Annotated in this window: 28 protein-coding genes; 14 read left to right on the top strand and 14 right to left on the bottom strand. The window is 68.3% G+C overall.

Features of this window, described 5'->3' with window-relative positions:
- The first annotated feature begins 23 nt into the window (after positions 1-23).
- The 5 genes from MPE_RS08260 (at position 24) to MPE_RS08280 (ending at position 4,236) form a co-directional block, all read left to right on the top strand.
- Positions 24-284 carry a heavy-metal-associated domain-containing protein gene (locus tag MPE_RS08260; RefSeq protein ID WP_011829240.1) on the top strand — a complete coding sequence of 87 codons (261 nt, stop codon included), beginning with the start codon at positions 24-26 and terminating at the stop codon, positions 282-284.
- Between the two features lie 141 nt (positions 285-425).
- Positions 426-884: a hypothetical protein gene (locus tag MPE_RS08265; protein ID WP_011829241.1), complete on the top strand. Its 459-nt coding sequence runs from the start codon at positions 426-428 to the stop codon at positions 882-884.
- Positions 885-1,029: 145 nt separating this feature from the next.
- Entirely contained in the window at positions 1,030-1,515 is a 486-nt protein-coding gene (locus tag MPE_RS08270; protein ID WP_011829242.1) for a hypothetical protein, read from the top strand.
- A gap of 225 nt (positions 1,516-1,740) precedes the next feature.
- The gene (locus MPE_RS08275; RefSeq protein WP_011829243.1) at positions 1,741-1,998 is read left to right on the top strand and encodes a DUF2933 domain-containing protein; all 258 of its coding nucleotides are present in this window, start codon (positions 1,741-1,743) and stop codon (positions 1,996-1,998) included.
- 3 nt (positions 1,999-2,001) lie between these two features.
- Positions 2,002-4,236, top strand: a complete 2,235-nt coding sequence (locus MPE_RS08280; protein WP_011829244.1) for a copper-transporting P-type ATPase — start codon at positions 2,002-2,004, stop codon at positions 4,234-4,236.
- A gap of 24 nt (positions 4,237-4,260) precedes the next feature.
- Here MPE_RS08280 and MPE_RS08285 read toward each other — a convergent pair whose 3' ends face one another.
- The 10 genes from MPE_RS08285 to MPE_RS08330 all read right to left on the bottom strand — a co-directional run bounded on the left by MPE_RS08285 (position 4,261) and on the right by MPE_RS08330 (position 13,882).
- A complete protein-coding gene (locus MPE_RS08285) occupies positions 4,261-4,854 on the bottom strand; it encodes a DsbA family protein (RefSeq protein WP_237706404.1) in 594 nt (197 codons plus the stop codon).
- 60 nt (positions 4,855-4,914) lie between these two features.
- Positions 4,915-5,376 carry a disulfide bond formation protein B gene (locus tag MPE_RS08290; RefSeq protein ID WP_011829246.1) on the bottom strand — a complete coding sequence of 154 codons (462 nt, stop codon included), beginning with the start codon at positions 5,374-5,376 and terminating at the stop codon, positions 4,915-4,917.
- Positions 5,377-5,389: 13 nt separating this feature from the next.
- Complete coding sequence (locus MPE_RS08295) at positions 5,390-5,776, bottom strand: hypothetical protein (protein WP_011829247.1); 387 nt, start codon at positions 5,774-5,776, stop codon at positions 5,390-5,392.
- A gap of 35 nt (positions 5,777-5,811) precedes the next feature.
- Complete coding sequence (locus MPE_RS08300) at positions 5,812-8,931, bottom strand: efflux RND transporter permease subunit (protein WP_011829248.1); 3,120 nt, start codon at positions 8,929-8,931, stop codon at positions 5,812-5,814.
- 1 nt (position 8,932) lies between these two features.
- The gene (locus tag MPE_RS08305) at positions 8,933-10,045 is read right to left on the bottom strand and encodes an efflux RND transporter periplasmic adaptor subunit (RefSeq protein WP_011829249.1); all 1,113 of its coding nucleotides are present in this window, start codon (positions 10,043-10,045) and stop codon (positions 8,933-8,935) included.
- Positions 10,042-10,596 (bottom strand): hypothetical protein, encoded by a 555-nt coding sequence (locus tag MPE_RS08310; protein WP_011829250.1) that lies wholly within the window; start codon positions 10,594-10,596, stop codon positions 10,042-10,044. The genes MPE_RS08305 and MPE_RS08310 overlap by 4 nt, the downstream gene beginning before the upstream one ends.
- Before the next feature lie 37 nt (positions 10,597-10,633).
- Positions 10,634-11,929 (bottom strand): TolC family protein, encoded by a 1,296-nt coding sequence (locus tag MPE_RS08315; protein ID WP_011829251.1) that lies wholly within the window; start codon positions 11,927-11,929, stop codon positions 10,634-10,636.
- 143 nt (positions 11,930-12,072) lie between these two features.
- Complete coding sequence (locus MPE_RS08320) at positions 12,073-12,459, bottom strand: hypothetical protein (RefSeq protein WP_041929598.1); 387 nt, start codon at positions 12,457-12,459, stop codon at positions 12,073-12,075.
- Positions 12,460-12,523: 64 nt separating this feature from the next.
- Entirely contained in the window at positions 12,524-13,237 is a 714-nt protein-coding gene (locus tag MPE_RS08325; RefSeq protein WP_011829253.1) for a transglutaminase-like domain-containing protein, read from the bottom strand.
- Positions 13,238-13,249: 12 nt separating this feature from the next.
- Positions 13,250-13,882: a cation efflux transmembrane domain-containing protein gene (locus tag MPE_RS08330; protein WP_011829254.1), complete on the bottom strand. Its 633-nt coding sequence runs from the start codon at positions 13,880-13,882 to the stop codon at positions 13,250-13,252.
- A gap of 116 nt (positions 13,883-13,998) precedes the next feature.
- Here MPE_RS08330 and MPE_RS08335 point away from each other — a divergent pair, with 116 nt between their 5' ends.
- The 3 genes from MPE_RS08335 (at position 13,999) to radC (ending at position 15,569) form a co-directional block, all read left to right on the top strand.
- On the top strand, positions 13,999-14,337 hold the full coding sequence (locus MPE_RS08335) for a YnfA family protein (RefSeq protein WP_041929599.1): 339 nt from the start codon (positions 13,999-14,001) through the stop codon (positions 14,335-14,337).
- A gap of 14 nt (positions 14,338-14,351) precedes the next feature.
- A complete protein-coding gene (cadR, locus tag MPE_RS08340; RefSeq protein WP_011829256.1) occupies positions 14,352-14,831 on the top strand; it encodes a Cd(II)/Pb(II)-responsive transcriptional regulator in 480 nt (159 codons plus the stop codon).
- Between the two features lie 228 nt (positions 14,832-15,059).
- A complete protein-coding gene (gene radC / locus MPE_RS08345; RefSeq protein ID WP_011829257.1) occupies positions 15,060-15,569 on the top strand; it encodes a RadC family protein in 510 nt (169 codons plus the stop codon).
- A 54-nt stretch (positions 15,570-15,623) separates the two neighbouring features.
- Here radC and MPE_RS08350 read toward each other — a convergent pair whose 3' ends face one another.
- From MPE_RS08350 to MPE_RS08365, 4 genes are all read right to left on the bottom strand, one after another.
- Positions 15,624-16,121, bottom strand: a complete 498-nt coding sequence (locus tag MPE_RS08350; RefSeq protein ID WP_049820785.1) for a CIA30 family protein — start codon at positions 16,119-16,121, stop codon at positions 15,624-15,626.
- A gap of 44 nt (positions 16,122-16,165) precedes the next feature.
- Positions 16,166-16,483, bottom strand: coding sequence for a type II toxin-antitoxin system RelE/ParE family toxin (locus MPE_RS08355; protein ID WP_041929600.1), 318 nt, complete (start codon positions 16,481-16,483; stop codon positions 16,166-16,168).
- Positions 16,480-16,731, bottom strand: coding sequence for a type II toxin-antitoxin system ParD family antitoxin (locus MPE_RS08360; protein WP_036228883.1), 252 nt, complete (start codon positions 16,729-16,731; stop codon positions 16,480-16,482). Before MPE_RS08360 ends, MPE_RS08355 begins: the two co-directional genes overlap by 4 nt.
- A gap of 134 nt (positions 16,732-16,865) precedes the next feature.
- Positions 16,866-17,267 (bottom strand): MerR family transcriptional regulator, encoded by a 402-nt coding sequence (locus MPE_RS08365; protein WP_237706382.1) that lies wholly within the window; start codon positions 17,265-17,267, stop codon positions 16,866-16,868.
- 76 nt (positions 17,268-17,343) lie between these two features.
- Between MPE_RS08365 and MPE_RS08370 the strand changes: the two genes are divergently transcribed.
- The 6 genes from MPE_RS08370 to MPE_RS08390 all read left to right on the top strand — a co-directional run bounded on the left by MPE_RS08370 (position 17,344) and on the right by MPE_RS08390 (position 21,052).
- Positions 17,344-17,694 (top strand): mercuric transporter MerT family protein, encoded by a 351-nt coding sequence (locus MPE_RS08370; protein WP_011829261.1) that lies wholly within the window; start codon positions 17,344-17,346, stop codon positions 17,692-17,694.
- Positions 17,695-17,703: 9 nt separating this feature from the next.
- Complete coding sequence (merP, locus tag MPE_RS08375) at positions 17,704-17,988, top strand: mercury resistance system periplasmic binding protein MerP (protein ID WP_011829262.1); 285 nt, start codon at positions 17,704-17,706, stop codon at positions 17,986-17,988.
- A gap of 1 nt (position 17,989) precedes the next feature.
- The gene (locus MPE_RS23250; RefSeq protein ID WP_081771238.1) at positions 17,990-18,211 is read left to right on the top strand and encodes a GDCCVxC domain-containing (seleno)protein; all 222 of its coding nucleotides are present in this window, start codon (positions 17,990-17,992) and stop codon (positions 18,209-18,211) included.
- 967 nt (positions 18,212-19,178) lie between these two features.
- A complete protein-coding gene (locus MPE_RS08380; RefSeq protein WP_011829263.1) occupies positions 19,179-19,643 on the top strand; it encodes a single-stranded DNA-binding protein in 465 nt (154 codons plus the stop codon).
- Between the two features lie 86 nt (positions 19,644-19,729).
- Positions 19,730-20,593, top strand: coding sequence for a DUF932 domain-containing protein (locus MPE_RS08385; RefSeq protein WP_011829264.1), 864 nt, complete (start codon positions 19,730-19,732; stop codon positions 20,591-20,593).
- Positions 20,594-20,698: 105 nt separating this feature from the next.
- On the top strand, positions 20,699-21,052 hold the full coding sequence (locus MPE_RS08390; RefSeq protein ID WP_041929601.1) for a DUF7673 family protein: 354 nt from the start codon (positions 20,699-20,701) through the stop codon (positions 21,050-21,052).
- The last annotated feature ends 136 nt before the right edge of the window (positions 21,053-21,188 follow it).

The raw sequence follows: 21,188 nt of genomic DNA on the forward strand, positions 1-21,188 counted from the left end.
ATCAACAACCCACTGGACTCACCATGATTGCTTTCGAAGTCAACGACATGACCTGCGGCCACTGCGTCAGCACCATCACCAAGGCGCTGAAGGCCGCCGACAAGGACGCCAAGGTTCAGATTGACCTGGCCATGCACCGGGTGCAGGTGGAGCCGGTTTCGGCCGATGCCGAGGAACTGGCGGAAGCCATCAAGGACGCGGGCTACACGCCGGTGCCTGTCGAGGCGGCTGCCGGTGGAGCGGCGCCGCAGAAGCGTGGGTCGTGCTGCGGGCACTGCCAGTGATGAGCGCGGACGCGGTCGTCCGCCCCGTATCCAAGTCGTGCCTGCGTCTTCAAATGGAGCCCGCGAACTTGGCATCCCCTTGATGCGCGTCAATCACCGCGGGCGCGATGTTCGTAGGATCTTCAGTATGGGGCAGATCACTTGCTGTTCCACCAACACATGCGCTCTCGATTCGGCCGCCACCAGACACGACACATCGCCGCGGTGATGCTGTTCGTGTGGCTGTTCGCGGTGGCTGCGAGTTGGGCCAACGCGTGCATCCTGCTCCCGGAGAGTTCGAGCGATCACCACGCGCGCGGGGGCTTCATCGTCCCGCACGGTTCGAGTGACGAGGACACTGCTGGCGCAAGTGGTCCGCACGAGGCCGATCCGGTGCTGCAAGCCTGCGCGAGCTTCTGCGAGACTGAGCAGAACATCGTCACCAAAGCCCAGTCGGCCAAAGCCGATGGTGCCGCGGAGCAGGCGGCACTGGTGGCACGGGTCTTCGCCTGCTGGCCTGCCTTCATGCCCGGACAGGCCGAAGTCCGCTGGCGCGCCCTCGCGGCGCCCCCGCCACCGGGACCGCCGGTGGCCATCGCCTTTCTTCGTCTGACCATTTAGCCCCGGCCGGGCTGGTACCGGCGTCGGCGTGCCCTGCACGCTGGCCAGCCTGCGCGTCCACACCTCCTTCGCTGCGGCTGAACCGCAGGTGTCTCCCTGCCGTCCCTCGACGGTGATTCATCCCCGTTCTCACTGGAGTTTGATCATGGCAACTCTTCGTACCTTCGCCCTGGCCGGCGCACTGGCTTTCACGCTGGCGGCCTGCGCCCAGACCCCTGCCACGCCCGGCAGCCAGGAACACACGGCCCACCATCCACCGGGCGCAGCCTCGCCCGCGGCGGCTCCGGCCGACCGCACGGTGACGATGGATGCGCACATGAAGGCAATGCGCGAGATGCACGAGAAGATGTCTCGCGCCCGCACGCCGGAGGAACGCAATGCACTGATGGCCGAGCACATGAAGCTGATGCAGGAGGGCATGGGCATGATGGGCGGCATGGGCCCCGGGCCCATGGCCGGCATGGGAGGCGCGGGAATGGGGAGCATGCGCGCCATGGGCCCGATGGGCGCGGCCAGCGCACCGATGGACATGGCCACGCGCCAGCAGATGATGGAAAAGCGCATGGAGATGATGCAGTCCATGATGCAAATGATGATGGACCGCATGGGCGCTCCCCCGGCCAAGCCCTGATCGACGGCGCCTGCCTGCGAGGGGACGCCCGGCGACGAGGAGATCTTCGCCGCGACTTGTGGATCAAGTCGCGGTGGCCTGCGGACATTCGCTCGCGCCGTGCCCGACTCAACCGCTCGGCCGGACCTTGATCTATTCCGCTTGACCTTCCCACGTTGTCAAGGTCTAAGGTCGTTGCATCCCTGGCAGGCACCGCAGGTGCTTCGGCGGGGCAAGGAGCCATGCATGAACCACCCTGTTAATGAGTCCCATGCGAACGGCGCGCCTTCGCGTCGCCGCCCGGCAACTATCGCGATGCTGATGGTCGTACTGATCGTCGCGTTCTACCTGCTGCGCGAGCACTGGGGGCATGTGTCCGGCCTGTGGCCGTACCTGCTGCTGATGGCCTGCCCGCTGATGCACCTGTTCCACGGCCATGGCGGTCACGGTGACCATGCACGACATGAGAGCCATGGACCGGACAAGCCGGTGAGCGGAAGCTGAGCCATGGACATGCAGACTCACAAGCACGAAGGGCACGGCACGACCCGACAGCATGGTCACGTGCATGGCCACCATCACCATGGGAGGCTGCACGAGCCCAGCCCGGCGCCGGACGCAGCGGGTGAAGCCCCGCCGGCCGGCACGATCTACACCTGTCCCATGCACCCTGAGGTGCGACAGGACCACCCTGGCAACTGCCCCAAGTGCGGCATGACGCTGGAGCCGGTGCTACCGACACTCGACGAGGACGAGAATCCCGAACTGGCCGACTTCTCCCGACGCTTCTGGTGGACCCTGCCGCTGACGGTGGTCGTCACGCTGCTGGCCATGGTGGGCCATCGCCTGCAGTGGTTCAGCATGGGCGTGCAGAGTTGGGTGGAACTGGTGCTCTCCGTACCCATCGTCCTGTGGGCGGGCTGGCCCTTCTTTGTTCGCGGCGTGCAATCGATCCGCCTGCGCAGCCCGAACATGTGGACGCTGATCGGGCTGGGTACCGGGGCGGCGTTCGCCTACAGCGTGGTGGCGACATTGGCGCCGGATGTCTTTCCGGACTCGTTCCAGGCCATGGGGCGGGTGGCGGTGTACTTCGAGGCCGCGGCGGTGATCATTTCGCTGACGCTGCTGGGCCAGATGCTCGAACTCAAGGCCCGGTCGCAGACCTCGGCCGCCATCCAGTCGCTGCTGGGCCTGGCGCCGAAGACCGCGCGTCGCATTGCCGCCGATGGCAGCGAGGACGACGTGCCGCTGACACACGTCCACGTCGGCGATCTGCTGCGTGTGCGGCCCGGCGAGAAGGTGCCGGTGGATGGCGTGGTGACCGAAGGCTCGAGCGCGGTCGATGAGGCCATGCTGACCGGCGAACCCCTGCCGGTGAGCAAGCGGGCCGGCGACAAGTTGATCGGCGCCACGCTGAATACCAGCGGGACGCTGGTGATGCGCTCGGAACGTGTCGGTGCACAGACCATGCTGTCCCAGATCGTGCAGATGGTGGCGCAGGCCCAGCGCTCGAAGGCGCCGATGCAGCGCATGGCCGACCTGGTGGCTGGCTGGTTCGTGATGGCTGTGGTCGCCATCGCCGTAGTGACTTTCTTCGTCTGGGGCATCGTCGGCCCCGAACCGAGCTGGGTCTACGGGCTGATCAACGCGGTCGCCGTGCTGATCATCGCCTGCCCGTGCGCGCTGGGGCTGGCCACACCGATGTCGATCATGGTCGCGACCGGGCGCGCCGCGACGCAGGGCATCCTGTTCCGCGACGCAGCAGCGATCGAACACTTGCGCAAGGTCAACACGCTGATCGTCGACAAGACCGGTACGCTGACCGAAGGCAAGCCCAGCTTCGAGCGCGCCATGCCGGCGCCGGGCTTTAGCGCGGAAGAGGTGCTGCGTCTGGCCGCGAGCCTGGACCAGGGCAGCGAGCATCCTCTGGCCGACGCCATCGTCCGCGCGGCTCGCGAGCAGGGTCTGGTGCTCGACAAAGCGGAGGGGTTCGAGTCGGGTTCGGGCATCGGCGTTCGTGGCCTGGTGGGCGGGCGCCAGCTGGCACTTGGCAACACTGCCCTGATGGAGCAACTGGGCATTGACGTGTCGGGCCTGTTGCCGCAAGCCGAGGCGCTGCGCGGCCAGGGCGCCAGCGTGATGTTCCTCGCCGCAGATGGCAAGCCAGTTGGCTTGCTGGCCGTCTCTGACCCCGTCAAGGCGAGCACACCGGAGGCGCTCGCCACCTTGCGCGCCAAGGGGCTGCGCGTGGTAATGGCCACTGGCGACGGCATCACCACCGCGCGTGCGGTGGCCACGCGGCTGGGCATCGACGAAGTGCACGGCGAGGTGAAGCCGGCCGACAAACTGGCGCTGGTGCGGCGGCTGCAGGCCGATGGCCATGTGGTGGCAATGGCAGGAGACGGCATCAACGATGCACCGGCGCTGGCCCAGGCGGATGTCGGCATCGCCATGGGGACGGGGACCGATGTCGCCATGAACAGCGCGCAGGTCACCCTGGTCAAGGGCGACCTGCGGGGCATCGCTGCCGCCCGGGCCTTGTCGGTGCAGACCGTTGCCAACATGAAGCAGAACCTTGGTTTTGCCTTCATTTACAACGCGCTGGGCGTGCCGCTGGCCGCGGGGCTGCTGTACCCGCTCACAGGCTGGTTGCTGTCGCCGATGATCGCCGCGCTGGCGATGAGTCTGAGCTCGGCGTCGGTGATCGCAAACGCGCTGCGGCTGCGCAGGGTGAGGGCGTGAGCGCAGCTACTGGCAACATGCAGCTTATCGCTTCGCCTTCGCCACTTCCTCCGCCACGAGGGCAGCGAGCTGGTCCGGCCCGAAGCTGGGCAGGCTGCGGCCGTTGACGAAGAAGGTGGGAGTCCGTTGGACCTGCAGTGCGGTGAGGTCCTCGACCTCCTGGGCAAGCAGCGTCTGCATGGCGGGTTGGGCCATGTCTTCCCGGGCTCGCTCGATGTCCAGGCCGGCGGCCTTCGCGATCTCGAAGGTGAGGTCCGGGTTGGGCCGGCCGTGGTCGGCCCAGGTCGGCTGCGCCTGCAGCACCGCTTCCAGTACCGGCAGAAACTTTCCCTGGCGCTTGGCCGCTTCAAGCAGCTTCACCACCTGGTCGGAGCCCTGGTGGAACGGCGCGTAGCGAATGACGAGCCGGACGTCGTCCGGGTACTTCGCCATCAGGCTCTTGACGATCGGATAGAAGGCGCGGCAGGTTTCGCAAGCCGGGTCGAAGAACTCGACGATCGTGACCGGCGCGCCCTTGGGGGCCGAGCACCGGCGAGTGCATGCGCACCAGCCGGGTCTGCTCGGCGCGCACCGTCTGGTCCTGGGCGCTCTGTGTCTGCTTCCGATACAGGCTGACACCCACGGCAAAAGCGGCGACAACGAGGATCAGGATGCCGCCGACGGCGAGCCTCTTGGTGTTCATGAGCGGGTCCTTCGCAGGTAGACGAGCAGGAGGGCGACGATCGCAGCGAAGGCGATCAGCGACAGCCACGGAATCTGGATGTCGCCGAGGATCACCAGCTTCTGATCGCTACACGACGGGCCGGCACCGCAGGGGATCCGCCACTGTGGCACCCAGCCTGCAATCAGCGCTGTGTGATAGCCCGCCACCGCGACGCCGCCCAATGCCAGCGGAAACGCATAGACGGCCCCGCGCCGGTCGTTGCCGAAGGCCGCCATGCCGAGGATCACGGCCAGCGGAAACATCAGGATGCGCTGGTACCAGCACAGCTGGCAGGGCGTCATGCCCATCACCTCGCCGATGAACAGCGCGGCGAAGGTCGACACGAGGGCGACGGCCCAGGCGGCCGACAGCCACACCCACCCGGTGCTCGGCCGGGTGGGTACTGGGCTGTCATGTTCACCGCGCGCGGTGTTCATCGCGCGGGCCACCTTACTTCAGGGTGAAGCGTGCCGTCGCCGGCTTGCCGGCGACCGTCACGACGGCCACGGCCTTGGTGCCCGGGCCGACCTTGAAGCTGCCGGTGGCTTCGAGTTTGTCGCCGGCAGGCTTGAGCTCGATCTCCTGCTTGTCGGTGCCGCTCAGCAGCGTGAGCTTGGCGGTGGCCTTGCTCAGGTCGGCCGCCTTGCCGTGGTCGCGCAGGTGGAGCTGGATCACGGTCGGCTTGGCCACCAGTTCGTAGTCCATGTCCTTGACCTCGACCACCACGCCGCCGTGCAGCGGCGTGTGCGCGTGGGCGTGGTCGTGCGGGTCGCCGGCGGCGAAGGCCGTGGTGGCCAGGACCAGGGTTGCGGCGGCGAGCAGGTGTTGCGGCTTCATGGAGCGTCCTTTCGTGTGAGGGGAGAGCAGGGGATTCAGAGCGCCTCGGCGTCCTTGTCGTCCATCAGCGCTTCGGCCGATCGGCGGCCGAACAGCCAGAACATCGCGGGCGTGAGGAAGGTGTCGAGCAGGGTCGAGCTGATGAGGCCGGAGAAGATCACCACGGCCACCGGGTGCAGCACCTCGGTGCCTGGCTGCTCGGCCTCGAACAGCAGCGGGGCCAGCGCGAAGGCGGTCACCAGCGCCGTCATCAGCACCGGGCTCAGCCGCTCCATCGAGCCACGCAGAATCATCTTCTGGTCGAAGGACTCGCCCTCGAAGCGCATCAGGTTGATGTAGTGGCTGACCTTCAGGATGCCGTTGCGCACCGAGATGCCGGCCAGCGTGATGAAGCCCACCAGGGCCGCCACCGACAGCGGCTGGCCCGACAGCCACAGGCCGATCACCGCGCCAACCAGTGCCAGCGGGATGTTCACCATGATCAGCGCCGACAGCGCGGCCGACTTGTAGCGGCTGTACAGCACCACGAACATCAGGGTCAGCGAGACGATGGACAGCAGGCCGACCAGGCGTGAGGCCTCTTCCTGCGCCTGGAACTGACCGCCCAGGGTGATGAAGTAACCCTCGGGCAGCTTGGTCTCGGCCACCACCTGGCGGATGTCGGCCACGATCTCCGACAGCGCGCGCCCCGAGGCATTGGCCGACAGCACGATGCGCCGCTTGCCGTCGTCACGGCTGATCTGGTTCGGGCCGTCGCCGTCCTCGATGGTTGCGATCTTCGACAGCGGGATGCGGCCGGTCGGCGTCTCGATCAGGATCTGGCCCAGCCCTTCGACCGAGCGTGCCGATTCCGGCAGTTTCACCACCAGCGCGAAGCGCCGGCTGCCTTCGACGATCTGGGTGACTTTCTCGCCCTCGACCAACGCCTGCAGCGCGTTCAGCACCTGCGGTGCCGGCACGCCGTACTGCGCCGCGGCGGCGTAGTCGATGCGCACCTTGATCTGCGGCGCCAGCACCTGCTTCTCGATCTGCAGGTCGGCGATCCCGGGGATGGCGGCCAACTTGGCGCGCAGCGCATCGGCCTGGCCGCGCAAGGCATCGAGGTCCTCGCCGAAGATCTTGATGGCGATCTGCGAGCGCACGCCCGAGAGCATGTGGTCGATGCGGTGCGAGATGGGCTGGCCGATCTCCAGCGCTGCGGGCAGATTCACCAGGCGCGCGCGGATGTCCGCCTTGATCTCGTCCATGCTGCGGGTCAGCTCGGCGGTGGGCTTGAGACCCACGTCGAGCTCGCTGACGTGCACGCCCTCCGCGTGCTCGTCCAGCTCGGCCCGGCCGCTGCGGCGACCGACGTGCGTGACCTCGGGCACCTGCTTGATGAGCACCTCGGCCTGTCGGGCGAGCGCCGAAGTCTCGGTGAGCGTCACGCCCGGATTCAGCCGCAGGCCGACCAGCAGCGTGCCTTCGTTGAACGGCGGCAGGAAGGTCGTCGGGAAGAACGGCACGGCCGCCGCGGCCACCAGCACGGCCGCACCTGCAGCGGCCATGGCGGCCTTGGGCCGGTCCAGCACGCCCTGCAGGCTGCCGCGGTAGTGCGCCTTCAGCCAGGCCAGCACCTTGGTGTCGCCATGGTCCAGGTTCTTCATGCGCGGCAGCAGGTAGAAGCTGAGCACGGGCGTCACCGTCACCGACACGATCAGCGAGGCCAGCGTCGAGACGATGAAGGCGATGCCCAACGGCACGAACAGCTTGCCTTCCAGGCCCGGCAGCGCAAACAGCGGGATGAAGACGAGCACGATGATGACCGTGGCGTACAGGATGGCCGAACGCACTTCCATCGTTGCGCGCGCCACGATCTCGATCGGGTGCAGCCGGTGGTCCGGATGGTTCGCCCGGTCGGACTTCAAGCGCCGCAGCACGTTCTCGACGCCCACCACCGCGTCATCGACCAGGCCGCCGATGGCGATGGCCAGGCCGCCCAGCGTCATCGTGTTGATCGACAGCCCGAAATACTTGAAGACCAGCGCCGTGATGAAGATCGACACCGGGATGGCCGTGAGCGCGATGATGGTCGGCCGCAAGGTGCCCAGGAAGAAGAACAGGATCACCGCCACGAAGATCGAGGCGCCGATCAGCTTGCCCTGCAGCGTGGTGATCGAGGCCTCGATGAAGCTGGCCTGACGGAAGGTGACACGCGGCGCTTCCATGCCGGCCGGCAGCGAGGCCTTCAGCCCCACCAGGGCGTCCTCGATGGACTTCGTCAGCGCGATCGTGTCGGCGGTCGGCTGCTTCTGGATGCCCAGGATCACGGCCGGCTTGCCTTCGTAGCCGGCATCGCCGCGCTTGGGTGCCGCCGCAAAGGTGACCTCGGCGATCTGGCGCATCAGGATGGGTTGGCCATCCTTGGCGGTAAGCGCCAGGTTGTTCAGGTCGTCCAGGCGCGAGGTGCGGCCCAGGTTGCGGATCAGGTACTCGCGCCCGTTCAACTCCAGGAAGCCGCCCGAGGTGTTGGACGAGTAGCCCTTCAGTGCGCCTTCAAGCTGGTCGTGCGTGATGCCGAGCTCCGCCATGCGGGTCGTGTTCGGCTGCACCTGGAACTGGCGGACCTCGCCGCCGATCGGGATGACCTGAGCGACGCCCGGCACCGACAGCAGCCGTGGGCGCAGCACCCAGTCGGCGTACTCGCGCACGGCCATCGCGCTGATCTTGCTCGGATCGACCGGAATGGCGATCTGCATGATCTCGCCCATGATCGAGCTGATCGGGCCCATGCGCGGCACCACGCCTTCGGCGATGCCTTCTTCCATCGAAGACAGCCGCTCCGACACCAGCTGCCGCGCGCGGAAAATGTCCGTGCTCCAGTCGAAGGTGACATAGAGGAAGGACAGGCCGGCCGACGAGGTCGAGCGCACGCTCTCTACGCCAGGCAGACCGTTCATGGTCGTCTCCAGCGGGAAGGTGATGAGCTGCTCCACCTCCTCGGCGGCCATGCCGCCGGCCTCGGTCATGATCGTGACGGTGGGCTTGTTGAGGTCCGGGAACACGTCCACCGGCGTGGTGGACAACGTGAACGCGCCGTAGGCCATCAGAACCACGCTGGCGATGATCACCAGCAGCCGGTTCGTCAGGCTGTTGTCGAGTAGCCACTTGAACATGTCAGCGCACCTGGTTGATCAAGGTGGCGCCTTGCGTCGCGACCCGGTCGCCCGGCTCCAGGCCCGACGTGACCGCGGCGTTGACGCCGTCCAGCGGCTCGGTGGTGACGGTTCGGGGCTCGAAGCGCTCCGGCGCCGTCTTGACCCACACGACGGTCTGGTTAGCCGGGTTCTTCATCAGCGAGGCGACGGGCACCGAGATGCCCTTGATCTTGTCCTTGGTCTGCACGAACACGCGCACCGGCTGGCCGACTGCCAGCAGGGTCAGCGCATCACCCTGAGCCCGGAAGGCGAGCGGCAGCGCCTGCTCGCGCAGGCTGCGCGTGGCGCCGATGAAGGTCAGCGGCACACGTTGGTTGCCCACGGCCATCGTCGCCGTGCCGATGTTCGCTGCGATGGCAGCGTCGAAGGCCAGCGCCTCGATGCGCAGCCGCGAGGGGTCGATGATCTCGAAGACCAGTTCGCGGGCATCGACCACCTGGCCGGCCACCACGTTGGCGGCGGCGATGACGCCGGACACTGGCGCGACCAGCGCCTCGCGGGTGGACAGGCCACCCCCGACGGCTGCGATGCGCGCCGTCAGGCTGGCGGCTTCGCTTTCGGCCGCTTCTATCTCCTTGCGCGGCACCGTGTCGGCCAGTTCCTGCAGGCGGGCGATGCGCTTGTCGGCCAGCGCCTTGGCGGCACGCAGTTCGGCGAGCTGCGCGGCCTGGTTGGAGCGTTCGATCGGCGCAGCCGACGGCACGACATAGGCCAGCACTTCACCCTTGCGTACCGCCTGCCCGGGGTTGGGCAGGCCGCGCGGGCCGGGCTCGATGCGGCCGGCGTTCAGCGGTTGCACCTTGCCACCGGCGTTCGGGTCCATCAGCACCTTGGCGCCCAGTTCCACGGTGCGTGGCAGTTCGGCAGCTTCGGTGACGAGCGTGCGCACGCCCAGCTGGCGCTGCGCCGGCTTGGGCAGGAAGACGCTGCCGTCGGGCTGCCGCTGCGGCCCGTTGGCGCTGGGCGCTGCGGGGGCGTCGCCGTGGTCGTGTCCTTCGCCGGCATGGACCGGGGCAAGCCCGGTCGAGGCGATCAGCAGCGCGAGGCTGGAGGCGATCAGGGCGCGCTTCATGCTGCACCCCCGGCGCGAACGCTGCGCGCACTCATCGCCCGGCGCCCACCCCAGGCGAGCAAGGCCAGCGCTGCCAGACCTCCGGCACCCCATGCTGCGTACTCAGTCCACGAGTGCGTGTGAACAGCCTCGTCGGCATGAGCCTCAATATGGATGTCGAGTTCACCGGCCAGCAGGTCGACCTCGGTGCCGGCGGTCACTGTGGCGGTGATGGGGAGCACGCCTTCCTTGGGGGCCTCGGGCAGCACGACCTCGTATTCGTCTTCGCCTTGTTTCTCGGCCTTGAACTTGGCGCCGCCGATCTCGAGTTCGATCTGCGCGCCGCGCACCGGGCTGTTGTCGCCGAAGCGGTCCAGGTACAGCGTGATCTGCTTGCCGCTGAGCACGCCCACGAGTTCGAAGGTTTCGGACACGGCCGAGAAGCGCGGCAGTGCCTGGCCGACGGCTGCGGGGGCAGCGTCACCGTGGTCATGGCCTTCGCCCGCCCATGCGGGCGAGCCAAGGAAGGTGGCCGCAACGAACAGCGCGGCCAGGGTGTGGGGGAGGTTCATGGATGGATTCCTGAAGAGTTCGATGCGTGGCAGGGCGTCACTGAGGAAGAAGGCCCAGGGCCTGCCGCCACGCGGAGATGGCTGCGGCGAGTTCGATGCGGGTGCGCGCGGCCTGGCGTTCGGCCTCGGTGGCCTCGGCCTCGATGCGCAGGCGAGTCGGCAGGTCGGTTTCGCCAAGGCGGAAGGACTTGTCGAAGAAGCCGCGAGACTCGCGGGCGAGCTGGGCGCGGCGCTCCGCAGCAGCAAGCTGGGCGCGGGAGGCGTCCACACGGACCTTTGCGGCCTCGCGTTCTGCGATCACACGCTCGCGTTCCAGCGCCAGTTGAGCCTGGACCTCGGTCGCTTCGGCGCGCGCGTTGGCGGTCCGGGCGTCGTGGCGGGGGCCGCCGCCGAAGGGGATGCGCACGCCCAGCGTGATGGTCTGCTGCGCTGCTTCGCCGAAGGCGCCGCGGTCGCGCGTGGTCGCCAGCATCAGCTCGGGATTCGCGCGCGACTGTGTCGAGGCCAGCGCTGCGGTCCGCTCGGCGACGGCAGCGCGATCCTTCAGCTCCAGCAGCGCGGCGTGGGCCTCCATGTCGGTCGCGGCCATGCCGGGGTCGGGCTCTGCCGCGGAGGCCGCCGCTTCGCTCGTCGCTGGCGCGGTTCCAGTCAGCGCCCGCAGATGCTGCCGGGCCGCTGCGAGGCCGGCTTCGGCCTGGGCCATGTTCGCCTCGGCACTTGCCACGGCGCCGTCGGCCTGGTGCTGGTCGGCGCGGGCTAGGTCGCCGGCTCTTGTGCGCCGGGCCACATCGGCAGCGATGCGGCGGGTGTTGTCGAGCTGGTCGCGGGCGCTGTCGACTTCGATGCGCGCTCGTTGCCACTGCCACCACGCCTCGCGGACGGTCGCGGCAACGCGCAGTTGCGCTGCAGTGGCGCGGCTCTCGATCGCCGCACCTTCTGCTTCCGCGAGTGCTGCGCTCCTGCCACGCTCACCGGGCAGCCAGAGCGGCACGGCGACACCGACCTCGAGTTCTCGAGCACCTTGGTTGCGGTTCAGGCGGTCGGTCTTGTTCGAGATTTCCAGGGCTGCGGGTTCCGGCGTCCAGGCTGTCGCCGCGCTCTGCTGCGCACGCACGGCGTTGCGCCGCGCCTGCAGGGCCATGGCCTCGGGCTGGCGGGCCCAGGCGGCGTCGAAGACCTGCCGCAGGCTCAGGGAGGCCGCGGCAGTCTGGGGCGCTGCCGGCGCAACCGATGTAGAGGCGGGCTGCGCCTGCACGGCGATGCTGAAGACGGCCACGGCAGCCGTCGCACCCGCGCGCAGCAGCCTGGCCCTTGTTCGAGTTCTTGGATTCATCCGATGCTCCAGTGTTGAAAACAACCCACGGGAGATCGGCAAGCAACGACCAAGAGGTCGCGTCGTGCCTGAAAGCGCCGCACGCTGCGGCGCGCACTCAGGCGCGAACGGGCTTCAGAGAAGGAAGAGACCCGCCTCGCCGATCAGGCGAGGGGCCGCCACTGAGGGCGTTCGGGTCGGGTCGGTGCGTGCGCACCGCCGGCTTCGTCCAGGGTGGCGCTGGGGTGCGCCGTCGAAAGCGCGCCGGGCAGGCCCGACGGCAGGGTGAGCATCACGCTGCAGTAGCCGTGGCAGTGACCGCAGTCCAGGTCCATGGCGCCGGGTGCCTTTTCGCCCGCGGCATCTGCAGTCGCAACCAGGTCCGCAACCGTCTCGGCGTTGCCGATGGTGTCCGCGTGGTGCTGGTGCTCGTGGTGACCGAAGTGCGCTGCGCCGGCCTGCTCCTCGTGCCCGCAATACGACGCCACGGCCGCCCAGCTGAACTGGAGCGGCAGAAGGGCGAGCAGGACTATGGCGAGAATTCGACGCACAGATAAGAGTCTAGCGGCTACAGGGTTGGCCTCGTCGCCCCCAAGGCGACCGGGCTGTGGGGTTTCACCACTTCGAGGCGCGCACACGCGCGACGTTTCGGTTCATGCGGTGGCGGATGACCCGTTCGTACAGCCAGCGTTTCACGCCCGACAGATTGGAGCCGTGGCGCGCGTAGAAGGCATCGGGGCTGTCGAAGACGCCGAAGTCGTCGGCGATGCCTTCCTTCTGGATGTAGGCGTCCTGGCCGCGCCAATCGACGCCGGGCGCCGACAGGTCGGGCGTGGCGGCGCCGTAGCCGCAGAAGCGCCGTGCCTGCGGGAAGCGGCGCTGCAGGCTGGCCAGGTAGGGTGCATCGAGAATGAAGCCTTCCAGCGCGATCCACCGGCCTTCCAGGCTGACCTCGACCCAGCTGTGGATGATGCGCTGCGGGGCCAGCCAATAGGCGAGGCCGGTGATCGCACCCTTCTGCAGCGGCTTGTCGATCGTGAAGCCGTGGAAGCGGCAGGGGATGCCCACCGCACGCAGCAAGGCCATCAGCAACGTGCTCTTGGTGTTGCACTGGCCGATGCCGTCGGCCAGCACCCGGGATGCCGGCAGCTCGTCGCCTTCGTTGTAGCCAAAAGCAATCTCGTTGCGGACGAAGTCGTAGACGGCGCCGATGCGGTCGTAGGGGCTCAGGGTTAGCCAATCGCGACGGGCGACCAGTGCCTCAATTTCTGGGTGATGGAGGTCGAGCAGCGGTGACGCAGTCAGCAGGGTGTGCATCGCGTCAGACATGGTGTGGCTCCTTCAGGCATGTGCCGGCACGGGGCGCAGTTCTGCCCGGGCCTGCTGGATGACGGAACGGGCGGCGCTCAGCGCCAGCACGCCCATGACCGCGGCGACGGCAAGATCGGGCCAGCCGCTGCCGGTGCCGAACACGCCCAGCGCCGCGGCCATCACGGCCAAGTTGCCGATCGCGTCATTGCGGCTGCAAAGCCACACCGAGCGCATGTTGGCATCGCCCTCGCGCCAGGCGTAGAGCATCGCGGCGACCGACACGTTGGCCAGCAGCGCCAGGGCACCGATGGCGCCCATCGTCACCGGCTCGGGCACGGTGCCGGAGGCCGCCGACCAGGCGGCCCGGCCGAGCACGAAGATGCCGAAGGCGCCCATGGTCAGTCCCTTGAAGAGCGCAGCGCGTGCGCGCCAGGTCAGCGCCATGCCCAGCACGAGCAGCGAGATGCCGTAGTTGGCGGCATCGCCGAAGAAGTCCACGGCGTCGGCCAACAGCGACACCGAGCCGGCGCGCAGGCCGCCTGCGAGTTCGATGCCGAACATCGCCGCGTTGATGAACAGGGCCGCCCAGAGCACGCGGCGGTAGCGCGGGCTCTGGCTGGCGGGTGGCGCGGCGCAGCCGTGGCTGCAGCAGGAGTCGCTCATGACGGTCCTTCGGATGTCGATGCCGGCATTTGAAACCCTGTAGCTGCTCCAGAGTCAAGCGGCTATGCTGCGACTCCCGCTGGCCGTCACTCCGCGCTGCTCAGGAGCCCCGATCCATGCTCGACTTCCTCCGCGTCACCGGACTGTTCTTCGTCACCGCCGTGGCCGAGATCGTCGGCTGCTACCTGCCCTGGCTGGTGCTGACGCAAGGTCGATCGGCATGGTTGCTGGTGCCGGCAGCCGCATCGCTTGCGGTGTTCGCGTGGCTGCTGACGCTGCATCCCAGCGCCGCGGGCCGCACGTACGCGGCGTATGGCGGCGTCTATGTCGTGGTCGCGCTGCTGTGGCTGTGGCGCGTCGACGGCGTCGTGCCGACAAGATGGGACCTCGTCGGCGGCGCCATCTGTCTCGCCGGCATGGCGATCATTGCCCTGCAACCCAGGGCGGCAAGCTGAGGAAGGGGAAGGCGATGAAGATCGGCGAGCTGGCCCTGGCGGCGCAGACCCAGGTCGAGACCATCCGCTATTACGAGCGCGAGGGCCTGCTGCCGCAGGCGCCGCGCAGCGAGGGCAACTACCGCATCTACGGGCCCGAGCATGTCGAGCGGCTGGCCTTCGTGCGCCATTGCCGTTCGCTGGACATGACGCTGGACGAGATACGGGTGCTGCTGCGCTTCAAGGACGCGCCCCAGGCCGAGTGCGGCGAGGTCAACGCCCTGCTCGACGAGCACATCGGCCATGTCGCCACCCGCATCCGCGAGCTTCGCCAGCTGGAGAAGCAGCTGAAGGCGCTGCGCGAGCAGTGCGCAGGCGTCCACGCGGCGGCGCACTGCGGCATCCTGAACGAACTGGTGCAGGCATCTTCGGCGCCCGCTGGTGCCGCGCCCCACAGGGCGGCAGCCCGTCACGTGGCGGGCTCGCACACGCGCGGCTCGCGTCGCCAGGGCTGACGGAACGATCCCGCCAGCGATGCTGGCGAACAGTGCAGCGGCATGAAGGCGTGTGGAGGCGGGGCTTGCCGTGTCGACCCACGCTATCACGCCGTTCTCGCCGTCAAGGTCTGCGCGCTCGCCGGGCGAGCGCTGGCGGCCTGCGGCCGTCTTCGAACCCTGACGGCTGCGCTGCGCCGTGGTGCTCCGGTCTCGGGCCATCCCGCCCGATACAGACCGGAGTTCGCCATGTCGATGACTTCCACTTCTTCCGCTGTCGATGCGCTGCTGGTGCGCGATGTCGATGGCCAGTACCGTCCTGCGCGTGCCGAGGAGGTGCTGTCGCAGGCCCGCCGCGTGCTGTCGCAGCGGGTGCGCCGCGGCGCCACGATGTCGTCGCCACAGGCCGTGAAGGACCACCTGCGCCTGGAGATCGGGATGCTGGAGCACGAGGTGTTCTGCGTGCTGTTCCTTGATGCGCAGCACCGGATCATTGCGCTGAAGCAGATGTTCCGCGGCACGGTGACGCAGACCTCGGTCTACCCGCGCGAGGTGGTCAAGGAGGCGCTGGCCTGCAACGCTGCGGCGGTGATCCTGGCGCACAACCACCCTTCGGGTGCGGCCGAACCGAGCCGTGCCGACGAGTTCCTGACGCAGACGCTGAAGACGGCGTTGGCGCTGGTGGACGTGCGGGTGCTCGATCACTTGGTGGTGGCGGGCGCCGAGGTTCGTTCGTTTGCCGAGCTTGGACTGCTCTGAGCGCGGTGGGGCGCCGGGCGCGCCCCTTGCGTTCTCGCTATTCCGTGGCGTTGATCAGGCGAGCCCGATCCTCCGGATGTCGAGCGCGAAGGGGCCTGCCTGGCGGGCGGCGATCATCAGGCCGACCTGGCGGATGCGCGCTGGGTCGAGTGGTGGAGCATCGGCAATCTCGTGTCCACGGAAGCTGGCGCGGAAGTCGGCCAGCGGCAGGCGCAGGGTCTGCCAATCGCTGCCTGCTGGAGCAAAGCCGGCTTGATAGTTCAGGCTGTCGAAGCCGTCGTCGGTCAGCAGGCTGAGCTTGAACTGCTTCTTGTCGCCGCGTACCTCGAGCAGGCAGGCCGCCGCGCCCGGCAGACCCCGTTCACCCGGGCTGGACCGCACGGAGGCGAAGCCGCCATGGCGCTCCAGGGAGACGGTGCCCTCAAACACGGCGTGTCCTGCCGGGTCGTGGCGGAGAGTGCTGCGGGAGACGCCGCCCATGACGCGGTCGTCGATGGCACGCCAGGCGGCCACTGCGACAGGGTTGGCGAATTCGAACAGCAGCGTCGGCACGGCGAGGGTTTCGGGGGTTGCAGGGCTGGGCGCTTCAGGCGCCGTCACTCATCGGTGCTCAGGATGGCGACGATGTCCTGGCGATCGCCGAGCAGGCGGACGACGTCCAGGTGGTCCGTGGCCTCGAAGTAGAGCCATTGCATGGGAAAGCCGGTGACGCGCCAGGAACGCAGGCCCGGGATCTCGCACAGCAGCCCCAGGCGGGGCGAGCCCATGCCGGGCATGCGCTCGATCGGTTCGAGGGCGGCGATGGCGGCGTCGAATATGCGCTCGGCCAGCTCGACACTGCCTTCGTTGGCGTAGTGCCTCGTGGCTTCCAGCAGATCGGCCTCGGCCTGCGGGCGCAGGTGGGCGCGCTTCAACGTGGCTTGCCCAGGGCCTGCTTCTTCAGCTGGGCGGCGCGATGGGGGGTGAGCTCCTGGCCGGGGCCGGAGTTCAGGCCCTCTTCGATCAGCTCGCGCAGGCGCTTCTTCGCCTGCTCTTCCTGGTCGCGGCGGATCAGCTCGCGCAGGTACTCGCTGGTGTTGCCGTACTGGCCGGAGCGCACGCGTTGATCGACATAGTCGCGCATGGCTTCGGGCAGGGCGAAGCTCATGGTGTTGGTACTCATGGCCGCAATGCTGCTTGCGACTATCAATAGTTGTCAAGAGCTTCCGTGCCCTCGTGGTTCACACACCGGAGCAGGGCGCTTCCGCCGCAGGACTCAGTTCGATCGGATGTGCTGCCGGCACCGCTGCCCTTCGGTCAGGACGGCAGATCCTCCGTTTGCATCAAGGCTTCGATCAACGGGCAGTTCACCTTGCGCTTCGTGGTCGCGCAGCGACTCACCAGTTCCTGCAAGGCTCCTTCGAGCACCCGCAGGGCCTGCAGGCGTTGCCGCACGTCTGCCAGCTTGTCCTCGCCGATCTGGCGCGCTGCCGAGCATCCCCGACCATCGTCGAGCGACAGCAGCGCCTGCACGTCATCGAGGGTGAACCCCAGCGACTGGGCGCGCTTGATGAACCGAAGCCGGGTCAGCGCCGGTGGCGCATACCTACCGATGCCGCCAGCCGGGCGGTCGGGGACAGCCAGCAGCTTGCGACGCTGGTAGTAGCGGACCGTCTCGACGTTGACCCCCGCCGCTGCAGCGAGCTGGCCAATCGACATCTGTTCTCTCATGGGCTTGACTCCGTACTCAGGTACGTACCTAGACTAGCGCGGATCCAAGTTGACAGGAACCTGCGTGTTACGACCCTGGACCACATCCGGCTCGATGCTGAGCGGCGTTGCCGCCGCTATCGGCGCATCGGCCTGCTGCGCCGGGCCGCTGCTGCTGGTGGTACTCGGCATCGGCGGCGCCTGGGGTTCGCGGCTGGTGGCCCTGGAGGCCTACCAGCCGTACTTCATTGCAGCCGCGCTGACCTTCTTCGGCCATGCCTTCGTCAGGCTCTACCGCGCGCCGGAGAACTGCGAGCCCGGCGAGGCCTGCGCGGCCCCGGCCGTGCGCCGCAGGCAGCGCGGCATCTTCTGGGTCGTCGCGGTCGCGGCCGCAGCCCTGATGTCCTTTCCCGTGTATGCGCCGCTCTTCTACTGAGGTGAACCCATGAAGCTCGTCCCAATCCTGATGGCTGGCCTGCTCGCGTCTGCCGGAACCGCGGCTGCGGGCTCCCGCACCGTCACGCTGGACGTGACCAAGATGGACTGCGCGGTGTGCCCGATCACCGTCCGCAAGGCCCTGGAGAAGGTGCCGGGCGTCGAGAACGCCAAGGTCGACTTCAAGAGCAAGCGGGCGATCGTGGCGTTCGATCCCGCGAAGACCTCGCCAGAGGCACTCGCGCGGGCCACGGCCGACGCGGGGTTCCCTTCGTCCGTGAACCAGGGTCAGTGAGGTGGGCGCGATCGTTCTTCAGTCTGTCGTGACCTGTCCGCAGTGCGGCCATGCGAAGGAGGAAACGATGCCGACCGACGCCTGCCAGTGGTTCTACGAGTGCGAGCGCTGCAAAGTGGTGTTGCGTCCGAAGGCGGGCGACTGCTGTGTGTTCTGCTCCTTTGGCACCCACAAGTGCCCGCCGATTCAGGCGGATGGATCTTCGTCGTGCTGTTCGCGCTGAGCGTCTCGTTGGCGACCTGAGGCGGTGATCCGCACTGCGCGGCCTGTGCCATCGGCGTCGTTGTCGCTCGAGTTCGAGGTAGTGGTCTCCCGGTCCCGTTGGATGCATGGCAATGCCTCCGGGCGAGGTGTCGTTGGCCCGCCACGTTGAGATTGATCGATTCGAGCGCGGCCGATGTGCAGCAGCGGGTGCATGCAGGTCCTGGTGGGCCTGGGCGTCTCCCCGCTGTGCGGGGCCGGGCTGTCGCGCTGCGCGTCGAGCCGCCGGGGTACCGGCGTCTCGCCCCTGACGGGCTTCCATCCCTGACGCAACGCGGTCAGGCCGGCAGAGCCGGCTGAGACACGCGGCGGCCCTTTCCCGTGCCCGGGGATCGCGGGCCCTGTTCCCTTCACGCTGCGCGTGAACGAGGCCCGCTTGGCGAACTGACCGGCTTGCAGGTCGCTGCGCTCGGTGCGGCGCCGGCCAGATCGCCACCCCGGTCACCCGCCATGCCCGGAGCCGGGCCGCTGAATGCCGCAAGGCAGACAGATGCTCGCAGCGGCTCGACCGCCGCGCCATTCGCTGCGCTCGGTGGCACGTCGGCCGCAGAGCCGCCGCTGCTCGTGATCTTTCGGTCGGCTGCGCGGCAACCGCTGCGCCAGGCAAGCTGGCACATCGGCCGCGACGCTGCGCCGCCCGGGGGGAGGGGGCAGCCCGTGCGCCAGTCGTCCCACCGCGCTCCCCCCACGCGCCCCCGTCAACCAGTGAGGGGGACTTGTGGGGGGATCTTCAAGCGGTGGGCCGGGAAACCGGCTCACTGCTTCGGCTGCGAACAACCCCACCCATCCCCAACCCCTTCCCGTGAGGAAAGGGGCCATGCCCACCCCCCGCCCGCCCGTGGGCGGGAGCGAGGAAGTCCGAGCGAGAGGATCAGTTTTCAGGGAACCCGGACCGGGACCCGGCTGGTTACTCTCGATCGGAGATCGTCATGGCGAACGTTTCTGTCATCCAGCGTCACGCGCACCTGGCCGGGGCCGTCAAGCTCGAATTCGTCAACGGCCGCGAAGGCAAGATCGCCAAGGCCGTGCTGACCGCGATCAGCAACACGCGGCGCGGTTCGGGTGAAGCCCGCGAGGAGGAATCCACCGCGATCCAGTGGACGCTGTGGGGCAAGCAGGCCGAGAACGCGGCCGAGTACCTGGGCAAGGGCTCGCACGTCAACATCGTCGGCCGGCTGCGCAACAACAACTACGAGAAGGACGGCGAGACCGTCTACGGCATGGCGTTCACGGCCGAGGAGATCGACTATCTCGACAGCCGCGCCGAGAGCGAAGCCCGCCGCAACGGCGGACCCGGTGCCGAAGGCGGCACCACCAGCGCCGAGCGCCCCAGCGCCCCGGCTGCGAGCCGCAAGCCCCGCAGCGCGCGCCAGCCGGCGCACGCCGACGCCTGAACCCTCATAGGGTAGGCGTGAAGCTGGTCCACAAACAACCGAGCCGCGCCCGCCCTTCGAACACTCAACGATCGAAGGAAACCATCATGTACTCGACCCCGACCCTAGCGACCCGCTTTGCCCGCAACACCCGCGTGATGCGCGGTGACCAGCCCCTGAGCGAAGACCAGATGCGCGCCGCGGCGCCGTCCATCTTCGCCGAGGGCAAGCACGCGAGCCGCTCCGAGCGCTACACCTACATCCCCACCATCGATGTCCTGCGCGGCCTGCGCAAGGAGGGCTTCGAGCCCTTCATGGTCGCCCAGGGTGCCAGCCGCGTCGAGGGCAAGGCGGAGTTCACCAAGCACATGATCCGCATGCGCCACGCCGGACAGGTGCAGACCCGGCCCGAGGCGAACGAGATCATCCTGATCAACAGCCACGACGGCGCCAGTTCTTACCAGATGCTGGCCGGCATGTTCCGCTTCGTCTGCTGCAACGGCCTGGTGGTGGGCGAGGTGGTGGACGACATCCGCATCCCGCACAAGGGCAACATCCAGGGCGAGGTGATCGAAGGCGCGTTCCGCGTGCTCGACGAGTTCGAGGCGGTGAACGAGCACACCGAGGCGATGAAGGCGCTGCAGCTCCAGCCGCCGGAGGAGATCGCCTTCGCGACCGCCGCTCTGGCGCTGCGCTTCGGTGAGCGCGGCGTGGAAGAGACTGGCGGACACAAGCCCGCGCCGGTCACTGCCGAGCAGCTGATCGAGGCGCGCCGGCCCGAGGACATCGGTCACAGCCTTTGGACGACTTTCCAGCGCGTGCAGGAGAACGTGATCCGCGGTGGCCAGCCCGGCCGCAGCGCCCAGGGGCGCCGGCTGCAGACGCGCCCGGTGGGCAGCATCGATCGCGGGGTGAGCCTCAACCGTGCGCTCTGGATGCTGGCCGAGGAGATGCGCAAGTTGAAGGGCTGACCGCAGGCAGAGCGCGCCAGATTCGGCCTCGAATCTGGCGCGCTCGCAGTGCTGGACCGGCCCGACCATCGGGCTGGTCTTCCCACTCCATCCGACGAGGCGCCGATGAGTCCCGATGCGATCGAAGCCGCGCTCACGGAATTCGACACGCGGTCGCGCCAGGCGACCCAGGCAGGAGCGCAGGCGTTCGCGCGGCTGCTCAAGCTGGCCGAGGAGCGAGACTCCGGCCAGATCCCACGTATCGCGCGGTTCCTGGCCGCGACGTACAACGGCCGGGCCTTCAAGTTCGACCTGTTCGAGCTGCGCGCGGTCGACATCGCGATCAGCGACGACATACTGTGCTGCCTCGATGCGCTGCGCTGGGGCCGGGCCGACCTGCACACGCTCATCCCCGACGGTGACGCCCGCGTGCGCGCCGTCATCGAGAGCTGGGGCCTGCGCTGGCCGGACGGATCTTGATTGCGAGGCGGAAGATCGCCCCAGCATTGACCGCTACGCGCGCAGCGCCGCGAGACGAGCCGTACGGCCGCTCGCCGGCCTCCACTGCGTGTCGGCCGGCTCGCGTGGCCCGGCGGCACCCCGTCGAGGGGTGCAC

This window comes from Methylibium petroleiphilum PM1 (assembly GCF_000015725.1).
GTDB classification, from domain to species: domain Bacteria; phylum Pseudomonadota; class Gammaproteobacteria; order Burkholderiales; family Burkholderiaceae_C; genus Methylibium; species Methylibium petroleiphilum.

Coding starts and splice junctions, on each gene's coding strand:
- MPE_RS08330 (WP_011829254.1), bottom strand. CDS start 13,882: ATGAGCGACTCCTGCTGCAGCCACGGCTGCGCCGCGCCACCCGCCAGC.
- merP (WP_011829262.1), top strand. CDS start 17,704: ATGAAGCTCGTCCCAATCCTGATGGCTGGCCTGCTCGCGTCTGCCGGA.
- MPE_RS08365 (WP_237706382.1), bottom strand. CDS start 17,267: ATGTCGATTGGCCAGCTCGCTGCAGCGGCGGGGGTCAACGTCGAGACG.
- MPE_RS08310 (WP_011829250.1), bottom strand. CDS start 10,596: ATGAACCTCCCCCACACCCTGGCCGCGCTGTTCGTTGCGGCCACCTTC.
- MPE_RS08325 (WP_011829253.1), bottom strand. CDS start 13,237: ATGTCTGACGCGATGCACACCCTGCTGACTGCGTCACCGCTGCTCGAC.
- MPE_RS08260 (WP_011829240.1), top strand. CDS start 24: ATGATTGCTTTCGAAGTCAACGACATGACCTGCGGCCACTGCGTCAGC.
- MPE_RS08270 (WP_011829242.1), top strand. CDS start 1,030: ATGGCAACTCTTCGTACCTTCGCCCTGGCCGGCGCACTGGCTTTCACG.
- MPE_RS08315 (WP_011829251.1), bottom strand. CDS start 11,929: ATGAATCCAAGAACTCGAACAAGGGCCAGGCTGCTGCGCGCGGGTGCG.
- MPE_RS08380 (WP_011829263.1), top strand. CDS start 19,179: ATGGCGAACGTTTCTGTCATCCAGCGTCACGCGCACCTGGCCGGGGCC.
- MPE_RS08280 (WP_011829244.1), top strand. CDS start 2,002: ATGGACATGCAGACTCACAAGCACGAAGGGCACGGCACGACCCGACAG.
- MPE_RS08385 (WP_011829264.1), top strand. CDS start 19,730: ATGTACTCGACCCCGACCCTAGCGACCCGCTTTGCCCGCAACACCCGC.
- MPE_RS08295 (WP_011829247.1), bottom strand. CDS start 5,776: ATGAAGCCGCAACACCTGCTCGCCGCCGCAACCCTGGTCCTGGCCACC.
- MPE_RS08360 (WP_036228883.1), bottom strand. CDS start 16,731: ATGAGTACCAACACCATGAGCTTCGCCCTGCCCGAAGCCATGCGCGAC.
- MPE_RS08275 (WP_011829243.1), top strand. CDS start 1,741: ATGAACCACCCTGTTAATGAGTCCCATGCGAACGGCGCGCCTTCGCGT.
- radC (WP_011829257.1), top strand. CDS start 15,060: ATGTCGATGACTTCCACTTCTTCCGCTGTCGATGCGCTGCTGGTGCGC.
- MPE_RS08290 (WP_011829246.1), bottom strand. CDS start 5,376: ATGAACACCGCGCGCGGTGAACATGACAGCCCAGTACCCACCCGGCCG.
- MPE_RS08390 (WP_041929601.1), top strand. CDS start 20,699: ATGAGTCCCGATGCGATCGAAGCCGCGCTCACGGAATTCGACACGCGG.
- MPE_RS08305 (WP_011829249.1), bottom strand. CDS start 10,045: ATGAAGCGCGCCCTGATCGCCTCCAGCCTCGCGCTGCTGATCGCCTCG.
- MPE_RS08335 (WP_041929599.1), top strand. CDS start 13,999: ATGCTCGACTTCCTCCGCGTCACCGGACTGTTCTTCGTCACCGCCGTG.
- cadR (WP_011829256.1), top strand. CDS start 14,352: ATGAAGATCGGCGAGCTGGCCCTGGCGGCGCAGACCCAGGTCGAGACC.
- MPE_RS08300 (WP_011829248.1), bottom strand. CDS start 8,931: ATGTTCAAGTGGCTACTCGACAACAGCCTGACGAACCGGCTGCTGGTG.